Source organism: Streptomyces caelestis (assembly GCF_001279005.1).
GTDB classification, from domain to species: Bacteria; Actinomycetota; Actinomycetes; order Streptomycetales; family Streptomycetaceae; genus Streptomyces; species Streptomyces heliomycini.
Map to the genome: position 1 here is coordinate 207,817 of NZ_LGCN01000120.1, position 10,071 is coordinate 217,887.

At 72.7% G+C, this 10,071-nt stretch carries 11 protein-coding genes; 10 read left to right on the forward strand and 1 reads right to left on the reverse strand.

The window, feature by feature from the left end; all coding sequences use genetic code 11:
• Window positions 1-38 precede the first annotated feature (38 nt).
• The 8 genes from ADK41_RS12785 to ADK41_RS12820 all read left to right on the forward strand — a co-directional run bounded on the left by ADK41_RS12785 (window position 39) and on the right by ADK41_RS12820 (window position 7,420).
• Complete coding sequence (locus ADK41_RS12785; RefSeq protein ID WP_051843114.1) at window positions 39-692, forward strand: HAD family hydrolase; 654 nt, start codon at window positions 39-41, stop codon at window positions 690-692.
• A 189-nt stretch (window positions 693-881) separates the two neighbouring features.
• On the forward strand, window positions 882-2,051 hold the full coding sequence (locus tag ADK41_RS12790; RefSeq protein WP_030824541.1) for an acyl-CoA dehydrogenase family protein: 1,170 nt from the start codon (window positions 882-884) through the stop codon (window positions 2,049-2,051).
• A gap of 66 nt (window positions 2,052-2,117) precedes the next feature.
• Window positions 2,118-2,564 carry a type II toxin-antitoxin system RatA family toxin gene (locus tag ADK41_RS12795; RefSeq protein WP_030824543.1) on the forward strand — a complete coding sequence of 149 codons (447 nt, stop codon included), beginning with the start codon at window positions 2,118-2,120 and terminating at the stop codon, window positions 2,562-2,564.
• Window positions 2,561-3,577 carry an NAD-dependent epimerase/dehydratase family protein gene (locus ADK41_RS12800; RefSeq protein ID WP_030824545.1) on the forward strand — a complete coding sequence of 339 codons (1,017 nt, stop codon included), beginning with the start codon at window positions 2,561-2,563 and terminating at the stop codon, window positions 3,575-3,577. Before ADK41_RS12795 ends, ADK41_RS12800 begins: the two co-directional genes overlap by 4 nt.
• Before the next feature lie 49 nt (window positions 3,578-3,626).
• On the forward strand, window positions 3,627-4,817 hold the full coding sequence (locus ADK41_RS12805) for a methionine adenosyltransferase (protein WP_199821866.1): 1,191 nt from the start codon (window positions 3,627-3,629) through the stop codon (window positions 4,815-4,817).
• Window positions 4,814-5,815 carry a hypothetical protein gene (locus ADK41_RS12810; protein WP_158717662.1) on the forward strand — a complete coding sequence of 334 codons (1,002 nt, stop codon included), beginning with the start codon at window positions 4,814-4,816 and terminating at the stop codon, window positions 5,813-5,815. Before ADK41_RS12805 ends, ADK41_RS12810 begins: the two co-directional genes overlap by 4 nt.
• Complete coding sequence (locus tag ADK41_RS12815; protein ID WP_030824553.1) at window positions 5,812-6,600, forward strand: SDR family NAD(P)-dependent oxidoreductase; 789 nt, start codon at window positions 5,812-5,814, stop codon at window positions 6,598-6,600. The genes ADK41_RS12810 and ADK41_RS12815 overlap by 4 nt, the downstream gene beginning before the upstream one ends.
• Window positions 6,601-6,604: 4 nt before the next feature.
• Window positions 6,605-7,420: a histidinol-phosphatase gene (locus ADK41_RS12820; protein WP_030824555.1), complete on the forward strand. Its 816-nt coding sequence runs from the start codon at window positions 6,605-6,607 to the stop codon at window positions 7,418-7,420.
• A gap of 515 nt (window positions 7,421-7,935) precedes the next feature.
• Here ADK41_RS12820 and ADK41_RS12825 read toward each other — a convergent pair.
• The gene (locus ADK41_RS12825) at window positions 7,936-8,592 is read right to left on the reverse strand and encodes a TetR/AcrR family transcriptional regulator (RefSeq protein ID WP_030824558.1); all 657 of its coding nucleotides are present in this window, start codon (window positions 8,590-8,592) and stop codon (window positions 7,936-7,938) included.
• Between the two features lie 132 nt (window positions 8,593-8,724).
• Between ADK41_RS12825 and ADK41_RS12830 the strand changes: the two genes are divergently transcribed.
• Window positions 8,725-9,735, forward strand: coding sequence for a hypothetical protein (locus tag ADK41_RS12830; protein WP_030824562.1), 1,011 nt, complete (start codon window positions 8,725-8,727; stop codon window positions 9,733-9,735).
• Entirely contained in the window at window positions 9,732-9,911 is a 180-nt protein-coding gene (locus tag ADK41_RS41655) for a hypothetical protein (protein ID WP_158717663.1), read from the forward strand. The genes ADK41_RS12830 and ADK41_RS41655 overlap by 4 nt, the downstream gene beginning before the upstream one ends.
• The last annotated feature ends 160 nt before the right edge of the window (window positions 9,912-10,071 follow it).

Below are 10,071 nucleotides of genomic sequence, written 5' to 3' on the forward strand. Positions count from 1 at the left end.
CGCCGCCGGATCCGGGACGCCGTCAGAGAGGGACACCCATGTCCGCGCTCGTCGTCTTCGACTGTTTCGACACCCTGGTCACGTCCCGGCCGCTGCCGGGCCCGGAACGGTTCACCGCCGTCCTCGCCGACGCGCTCGAGCTGGACACCGGGTCCGCCGGCGCCGTCGTGCACACCGTGTACGGCACCCTGTACGAGGTCATGACGGACCCGGGCGCCTCGCAGCCCGCCACCCTCGACCTGATGGAGGGCGCGCTGCGCGCCCAGGGCGCCGTCCGGGAGCGGGCCGCGGTGGAGGGGGCCCTGTGGCGGGCGCTGGGCTGCGCCGACCCCGACGGATACGTCCTGTGCGCGCCGGTCGCGCAGGCCGCGCGCCGGGCGCACGAGGCGGGCCACACGCTCCGGCTCCTGTCCAACTGCTACCTGCCCGGCACCCTGATGTGGGATCTGCTGCGCCAGGCCGAGGCGCCCGACATCTTCGACCGGGGACTGTTCACCGCCGACGGCGGCCCGAAGAAGCCCGACGCCCGCGCGTTCCGGCGGATCGGCGAGGGCGACTTCGAGCGCCGGGTGATGGTGGGCGACTCGCCCGAACTCGACCTCGTACCCGCCGCGGCCCTCGGCTGGGACACCGTCCGCGTGACGCCCGGTGCTCCCGTGCCGGACGCGTTCTTCACCCTGCTCGGGCTGTGACGACGGGCCGGGCGAGGCCCGTGCCAGGCCGGTGACGACCGGCGGAGCCGCCTTTGCGCGATCTCGCGTTCCGCACAAAGAAACACCCGCTGAACTACGGCCTCCGCGCTGCCTAGAGTCGATCCGTCACGGCGAGCCGGGCACGCGGGCCACCGGGCCGGCCGGTCCGTGACGGGCGAAGGGAGAACCATGGGCACGGCTGCCGAGAACACGGCAGGACACCCCGACGACGGCGTGCCGCCGCACCGGGCTCTGCTGGACGCCGGCTGGAGCACGGCGTGGACGCCGCCCCGGCTCCGCGAGGGAGTCACCGGCGCCGAACGCATCAAGGACCTCGCCGCGGGCGGATACGCCGCGCTGCCGATCCCCGAGGACCTCGGCGGCGCCGGCGCGAACCTGGCCGAAACGGCCGCGGCGCAGCGCACGCTCGGCAGGCTCGACCCCTCCGCCGCGGTCGCCCTGAACATGCACGCCTTCACGGTCGGCCTGATGGTCGACTACTTCCGACGGCACCGCGACACCACGTGGATGCTGCTGGAGGGCATCGCACGCTCCGGCGCCCTCGTGGCGTCCGCGTTCGCCGAGCCCGGCGGCAGCCCCAACTTCATGACCAGCCGCTCCGAGGCCGTCCCGACCGACAAGGGCTACCGCGTCAGCGGCGTCAAGTACCCCTGCTCGCTGGCCACCACGGCCACCCTGGTCTGCCTGACGGCCCGCGTCACCGGCACCGACGAGACCATCCTCGCCCTGATCCCGAGCAGTTCGCCCGGACTGGACGCCGAGGGGGAGTGGCCCACGCTCGGCATGCGGGAGTCCGACACCGCCCGGCTGGTCCTGCGGGACGTCGAGGTCGACGACCGGCTCGTCTTCCACCGCGGCCCCGCCGACGTCATCGACGAGAACGTCACCTCCGGCATGGCCTGGTTCTCGGTGCTGCTGACCGCCACGTACCACGGTGTCCTCAGCGGCCTGCTGGACACGGCGTACCACGGGGTGAACGTCTCGCGGCGTTTCGGCCCGCGCACCGCCCTGCTCGGCCGCGCCACCCGCGAACTGCTGACCCTCGGCAGCGCCTGCCGTCAGCTCGCCGCGGACATCGACAGCGGCACCCTGGACGGAGCGGCGGCCATGGCCGCCGCGGTGGGCCTGCGCGCCACCCTCAGCGACACCCGCGACCGGGTGGTGTCCCTCCTCACCCCGGTCGTCGGCAGCCGCCTCTACGGGCGCGGACAGCAGGCGGCCGGGCTCGCGCTCGACTCGCTCGCCGCCCACCACCACCCGCCGTCCCTCCTGGTCTGCGACGAGGTCGTCGGCAGCTTCGGAACAGGGCGTGAGATCACCTTCGACCCGGCCGACTGACGCCCCGCCGCTGCCGCCGGACGCCACGGAACCCACCCCGGGCACCACACAAGGAGACACACCACCATGCCGCATGTCGAGGTCAACCTGCCGATCAAGGCCCCGGCGGCCGAGGCCTGGACGGCCGTCACCCGCCTCGAGGACTACGCCGCCTACATGGAGAACGTCGAGTCGGTCACCGTGATCGGCGAGACCGACACCGGGGCCCGTACCAGTGAGTGGTCCGTCCTGCTCAAGGGCTCGGTCCTGGAGTGGATCGAGGCCGACACGCTCGACCACGACGCGAGGGTCATGTCCTTCGACCAGGTCTCCGGGGACCTCGACGTCTTCAACGGGTACTGGCGCGTCGAGGACACCGGCGACGGCACCTCGGTCGTCACCTTCGTCGTCGACTTCGAGATAGGCATCCCGCTCCTCGCCGACATGCTCAACCCGGTCGCCACCAAGGCACTGCGGGAGAACGCCGAGCACATGCTGCACGCCATCGAGCGGCGGATCACGGCGGTCTCGTGACCGTGCCCGCGAGGATCCTGGTCACCGGCGCCACGGGAGCCGTCGGCAGCGCCGTCATGCGCGCGCTGCGGGCGGCCGGCCGCACACCGCACGGCGTCAGCCGCCGCGGCGGCGAGGGGGAGCACCACTGGGCCTGGCACATCGGCACGGAGGAGCCGCCGCGGGAGCTGCGCGGCCCCTGGGACGCCGTCGTCCACTGCGCCGCCGACACCCGCTGGAACCTCCCCGACGAGGACGCCGAGGACGCCAACGTCGTGCCGTTGCACGCGGTGCTCTCCCTGGCCGGCCCCGAGACCCACTTCGTCCACCTGTCCTCGTCCTTCGTCACGGGCCTCGAGGGCGACATCACCTCGCCCTCGCGCGACGCCTACCGCAACTCCTACGAGTGGTCCAAGGCGCATGCCGAGCGGATCGTCAACGCCGAGCGGGACGGCGCCGACATCGTGCGCTTCCCGATCGTCATGGGTTCCCGGACGGACGGCGCGCTCGACCGCTACAGCGGCTTCTTCTGGCTGCCCGCCGCGATGTGCAACGGCGCCGTGCCCGCGCTCGTCGCGGAGGAGAAGGGCCTGCTGGACATGGTCAGCACCGACGACGTCGCCGAGCACGTGACCCGGCTGCTCGACTCCGGTCCACCGCAGGGGCACCGGCTGTCGGTGCTCGGCCGGGGCGACGGCGCCCAGCGGGTCGGCGACGCCTTCGACACCGTTCTCGAGGCCCTGAACGACTGGCGCACCGAGCACGACGTGACCCCGCTGGACCGGCTGCCGTACGTGACGCCCCAGCAGTGGAACCGCTTCTACCTGCCGTTCGCCGAGGAGTACCTGGACCGGGCGCAGGTGCTGAAGGTGACCGCCTTCCGCGCCTACCAGGGCTACCTGTCGGTGACCGACCCCTTCGACGTCACCGTCCGGGTCCCCGACACGCGGGACGTGCTGTACCGGTCGATCCGGCGCTGGGCCGACACCCACGAGGCGTCCGCCCGCCGGGTGCCGCGCCCCTGGCGCGCCTGACCGCCCCCCGTTCTCCCACCTCCCCCTCATCACCCGAGAAGAGATGGCCATGCTGTCGATCGAACGAGACTCCCGCACCGTCGAGGACCTCCCCTACGAGCTCGTCGAGCGCAAGGGCGTCGGCCACCCCGACACCATGTGCGACGCCATGGCGGAGCGCATGTCCCGCTACTACTCCCAGCACTGCCTGAAGGAGTTCGGCGGCGTCGCCCACCACTGGTTCGACAAGGTCACGCTGTACGGCGGCGGCGCCGACGTCGACTTCGGGCGGGGCGAGATCACCGCCCCGTACCGCGTCAAGGTGTTCGGCAAGGGCGCCTACCGCGTCGGCTCCACCGAGATCCCGGTGCACGACATCATGTTCCGTGCCGCCGCCGACGTCCTCTCCGAGGTCACCACCGGTTTCGATCCCGAGCGCCACCTGGTGGTCGAGCTCGGCATCGTCGACCACCAGGGCTCGGGCCGCGGCGTCTCGCGCTACCAGCCGGCCTCCGCGGCCGACCTGGTGCCGCTGCGGGCCCCCGGCCTCGTCTCCAACGACACCAACCTGCTGCACGGCTACGCGCCGCTGTCGCGCCTGGAGACGGTGGTGCTCGGCCTGGAGAACCTCATCAACGGCGCCGACTTCAAGAAGCGCCACGCCGACACCGGCTGGGACGTCAAGGTCTTCGGCAGCCGCCGCCGGGACACGTTCAGCCTCGTCGTCAACATGCCGTTCCTCGCGGCCCACATCGAGACGATGGACCAGTACTGGGCCCGCAAGTCCGTCATCCAGCAGGAGCTGGAGGCGTACGTGGCCTCGCTCGGCATCCAGGACGTGCAGATGCTGATGAACGCCACCGACCGCAACGGCCGCCCGTACCTCACCGCGATCGGCTCCGTCGCCGACACCGGCGACGTCGGCGTCGTCGGCCGCGGCAACCGCGTCAACGGCCTCATCACCCCGATGCGCCCGATGAGCATCGAGGCGCCCGCCGGCAAGAACCCGCTCGACCACACCGGGAAGATCTACAACGTGATGGCCATGCGCCTGGCCCGCGAGGTCCACGAGCGGTTCGGCGGCCCCTCGCAGGTGCACATCTTCACCTCCAAGGAAGCCCCGCTGGAGGCCCCGGACGAGGTCGTCGTCACCTCCCCCGACGCGGACGAGACCGCGCTGAAGGAGCTGGTGGAGAAGACGGTCGCGAGCTCCGGCGACCTGACGGCGGAACTGATAGAGACGGGCATCACCCTGTGGTGACACCCGACGAGGTACGCGCCCTGTCGGCCGCGGCGCCGGACACCCGGCGCCGCGCCGACAGCGGCCGGCCGCAGGCGCCGGCGCCCGACGGCGGCAGCCACGTCGCCGTCGTGGTCAAGCCCGAGGTCATGGCCGCCCCGCACGCCGCCGACATGTCGGCGGCGGCGGTGGAGGCACTCGGCCGCCAGGGAGTGACCGTCCTGCGCTGCGCGGTGGTCCCGGCCGCGGACTTCGCCGCCCGTGGCGATCTGCTGCTGCACTATCCCCGCCTGCACCGGGTGGCCGTCGACGGCGTCGCCGCGCTGACCTCCGGCGCCCGTCGCGAACTCGACGCCCTGCGGGAGGAAGCGGGCGTCCGCGACGTCCTTCCGGCCTACGTGGCGATGGCGCACGGCGGCCTGTCGCCGCGCGCGCTGGAGGACCGCTGCCGGGAGGCGGGCATCAACAAGCTCGGCTCCGGCTCGTACGCCTCCGTCACCGAGGTGGGCGGCCGGCCGACGGTGGTCCTCAACGGCTTCCTGCCGGCCCTGGACCAGGGGTACCGCACCCCGGACGCCTCGGTCGGCCTGCTGGAGTGCCACAGCGAGCGACCCGTGGCGGAGCTGCGTGACGAGGTGCTCGGCGCCCTGCACCCGTTCCACGCCGCACCCGGATCGCTGCGGGGCGCCCTCGGGGCCCTCGCCCGCGAGCACGGCATCGAGCTCTCGGAGGGGCGCAACGCCGTGCACCTGTCCGCGGGGCACCTGGAGGGCATGTTCCAGAACTGGCGGTACTTCACCGCCGGGGACGGCGACGGCCTGGACGGCACCTCCTTCGGCCGGGCCCTGGTCCGGGCGGGCGTGGATCTGGACGCGGTGGCCGCGCTCGCCACCGACCCGGACGTCACCGACGGCGCCGGGCGGACGCTGTCCCCGCACGGAGCCACCGAGAACCTGGACCGCGACGAGGCCGTCCGCCTCGTCGCACGATGGACCACCACGAAGGAGTTGGCAGGATGAGGGGCCGGGCACGAGGACTCGCCGGACGCACCGCGATGGTGACCGGCGGCGCGCAGGGCATCGGAGCCGCGGTCGTCGAGCGCCTGTGCTCCGAGGGCTGCCGGGTCCTGGTCTACGACAAAAGCGCGGAGCACGGCCGGGCCGCGGTCGAGAAGTGGACGGCCGAGGGGTACGAGGTCCGGCTCGCGGTGGGCGACGTCATGGACACCGCGGCCGTCAAGGCCGCCTTCGCGGACCTCCCGGACGGCTGGGACCGGCCGACACTGCTGGTCAACCTGGCTGCCGGGTTCGTCTTCAAGGGGCTGGAGGCGACCGCCGAGGACTGGCACGCCGCGCTCGACCCGACCATCGTCGGACTCTCGCTCGTCACCCGTGAGTTCGTGGCGGGCCTCCCGGAGCGCGACGCCGACGCGGCCGTCGTCAACATGGCCTCGATCTCGGCGCACATCTCCCAGAGCGGCTACCTGACGTACAACACGGGGAAGTCCGCCGTACTCGGCTTCACCCGGTGCACGGCCGAGGAACTGGCCCCGCGCGGCATCCGCGTCAACTCGGTCAGCCCGGGCACCGTCTGGAACGCCAACAACGAGCGCTTCCACCGCGAGGCCCTGGGCCTGGACCGGGCGACGGCCGAGGCGGCGCCCGAACACGGCGGGAAGTTCCTGCTGAAGCGGTTCGCCGATCCCGAGGAGATCGCGGCGCCGATCGCGTTCCTGCTCTCCGGTGAGGCGAGCTTCATCACCGGCACCGACCTGCCCGTCGACGGCGGATACCTGGCGGTGTGAGCCGGTGATCGACCTTCACACGCACCACGAGCGGTGCGGGCACGCCACCGGTTCGCTGCGCGACTACGTCACGGCGGCGCTCGACAAGGGCGTCAAGGTGCTCGGCCTGTCCGACCACACCCCCATGTTCGCGGAGGAGGCCGACCACGCGCTGCCCCCGGTGGCGATGCCCAAGTCGGAGTTCCCCTCGTACATAGCCGAGGCCTTGGCGCTGAAGGAGGAGTTCGCCCGCAGCATCGAGATCCTCGTCTCCACCGAGGCGGACTTCTTCCGGGGCCGGATGGACCCCTACTCCAGGGAGCTGGCCGGGTACCCGCTGGACTACGTCATCGGCTCCGTCCACATGTTCGAGGGCCGGGACATCTTCGACACCACCCGCTGGGAGACCCTCGAGGACGGCGAGGACGAACTGGCCGCGATCAAGGGACGGTACTTCCGTGCGGTGGCGGAGTGCGCGCGCTCGGGGCTCTTCCAGGTCATGGGGCACGTGGACGCCCTCAAGGGCAACCACCCGCGGCTGGGGACCGTCCCCGCGCCGGCCGCGGCCGACGAGATGCTCCGGGCGATCCGCGACGCCGGCGCCGTGATGGAGGTCAACACCTCGGGCGGCACCAAGATGCACGGCGGCTGGTACCCGGAGCACGACCTCCTGGAGCGCGCCCACCACTTCGGCGTGCCCCTCACCTTCGCCTCCGACGCGCACGTCCCCGAGCGCGTCTGCGACCAGTACCCGGACGTGGTGCGCGTGCTGCACGACATCGGCTTCCGCACCTGGACGGTGTTCCGCCGGGGCGTGCCCCGCACGGTCCCCCTGGCCTGACGCCGGCCGGCGGAGAAGTCCCCAAGGCGCCGCCGGGGACCGTCCGCCTCTCGGGCAGGACGCGGGGCTGTCGCCCCGCGCCACGCGGTACGGGGGCGCGGGGCCCGTCGGCGTGCGGGTGGGTCGGCCTTCAGGCCGCGTGCGGCCTGGGAATCAAGCACACTGTGCTGCCCGGGGCGCCGGCCGGGCTCCCTGTCGGATGTCCTGCGGGGCCGGGTTCCAGGCCACGACGGCGAACTCGCTGCGCCCTGACCCCGTCGTACGGGCCCGCAGCCGCCACGGTCCGCCGCCGGGCGGGGAGAACCTCAGGGTGAGGACCTGCTCGCCGGCCAGGTGGACCTCGGCTGTCGAACGGCCCACGGTCACGCGGAGTCCGGCGGGAGTGCGGGGGAGCGTCGCTGCCGGGCACGGCGCGGTGCGGGTCCCGCCCCGTGCCCGCCGGACAGGCTCTGGGAGTGCTGTCCGTTCAGGGCGGCGGCGCGGCCGGCTGGTGCGTGGCCGTAGTCGGGTCGGCTTCACGGCTGGGTGTGTTGTTCGGCGGCGTCGAACGCGGGCGCGAGCGGGGCCAGCGCCGTGCGGAGCCGGTCGGGCAGTGAGCCGGAGGGCACGACCAGTCCCCCGGCGGCGAGACTCTCGGCGGCCTCTGCCTTCCCGGCCGGCCGGAGCCAGCCTTCCAGCGCGATGCGAACTGCCGCGGCCACGCTTGCCGCGAGGACGCGGGCCGTGTGCGCTTCGGCGTCGTCCAGGCGCTCGGCGATCACCGCCGTGAGAGGGGGCTCGATGCCGGCGGCGGTGTCGAGGAACGCGTCGCGCAGCGCGGTCCGGGTGGTGATCAGCAGCAGCGCCTTGTGCTCGCGCTCGCCGGTGTTCGTGTACTGCTCGACCACCGCTTCGGTGACGGCGTCGGCCAGGCGCACTCCTGCGGGCCGGGCCGCGACCGCCGCCGCGATGCGCGCCTCCCGGTCCGCGGTGACGGCGGAGACGATCGCCTGCTCGCGGCTGGCGAAGTAGTTGTTGTAGGTGCGCGGCGAGACCCCGGCCGCCTCGGCGATGTCCTCGACCCGCACCTGGTCGGGTCCGCGCTCCACGGCCAGGCGCAGGGCCGCCTCGCGTAGCGCCTCGCGCGTGGCCTGCTTCTTCCGCTCCCGCAGCCCTCGTGGTGGTGTCGTCACGACGTCAGCGTTCCATACGGCGCTGCGCGCCCGCAAAGTTGCGCTCGCGTAAATTTGCGCGTACGCATTTTTCTTGTCAGTCTCGACCCGACCGAGACCGACAGAGAGGACGTCACCATGCGGGCAAGAGGGATGACCTACGACACCGGATTCGTCGTGCACGGCCGGATGTCCCGCGAGCACTTCGACCCCGCGGTGGTCCGGCGCGAGCTCGCCATCATCCGCGACGACCTGCACTGCAACGCGGTCCAGATCATCGGCGGCGACCCGGACCGGCTGGAGCTGGCCGCCGGTGCCGCCGCCGAGCTCGGCCTGGAGGTCTGGTTCTCGCCCTATCCGCTGGAGCTGGATCCGGAGCGGATCCTCGCTCTCTTCCGCGACTGCGCCGAGCGAGCGGAACGGCTCCGGCGGCAGGGGGCCACAGTCGTGTTCGTCGCAGGGGTCGAGCTGAGCGTGATGAACCGCGGGTTCCTGCCCGGAGACAGCCCCGAGGAACGGGTCGAGCAGCTGATGAGCCAACCCGGGCGGCGGGCCGAAGCGATGCGCGAACTCGGCGTGCGCATCAACGCGTTCCTCCGCGACGCCGCGGCCACGGTCCGCGAGCGCTTCCAGGGCGGGCTCACCTACGCGTCCATCCAGTTCGAGCAGGTCGACTGGACTCCCTTCGACGTGGTGACGTTCGAGCTGATCCGCTCCGCCGAGGTCGCCGACCGGTTCCGGGACGCGGTGCGCACCCTGGCCCGGGGCCCGAAGCCACTCGCCGTCACCGGGTTCGGCACCGCGGCCTACCGCGGCGCGGGAGACCGCGGTGGGCGGGTGCTGGAAGTGGTCGAGCACGACCCCAGGACCAAGGCCCCTGTACGGCTGAACGGCGTGTACGAGCGTGACGAGGCCGGTCAGGCCGCATATCTGAGCGAACTGCTGGAGATCTTCGAGACCGAGGGCGTGGACAGCGCGTTCGTGTTCCTGTTCGCCCTGCCCGGCTACCCGCACCGCCCGGACGGCGACCCCAGGGACGACTTGGACCGGGCCGGCCTGGGCATCGTCAAACTCCTCGAAGGGCGCCGGGGGCAGACCTACCCCGACATGGAATGGGAACCCAAGGCCGCCTTCGCGGCAGTGGCGCAGCGGTACCAGAGGTGACAGACACCGAGCAGAGGGAAGCGGTGTTCGCCGAACTCGCCGCAGACCTCGCACCGGTCCACCGCCGCCGCGCCCTGCGGGCCAACGGCGTGTCGTACCTGCGCGGATTACTGATGCCGGGCGTCGCGGGCGACTGCCGGCCGATCGCGGAGGCAGTCGGCCCGGACCTGCCGTAGCGCCTGCGCCACCTACTCGAACGCGCTCACCGGGACGGGTTCGACGCTCATCCGGGGGGCCGCCGGTGCCTGCGCCGCCCGCGGCATCCCGGTCACCGTCGTGGACACCGCCTCGCCGCTGGAACGCGTCCTCGGCGGTTGCCTGCCCGCCGCGATCACT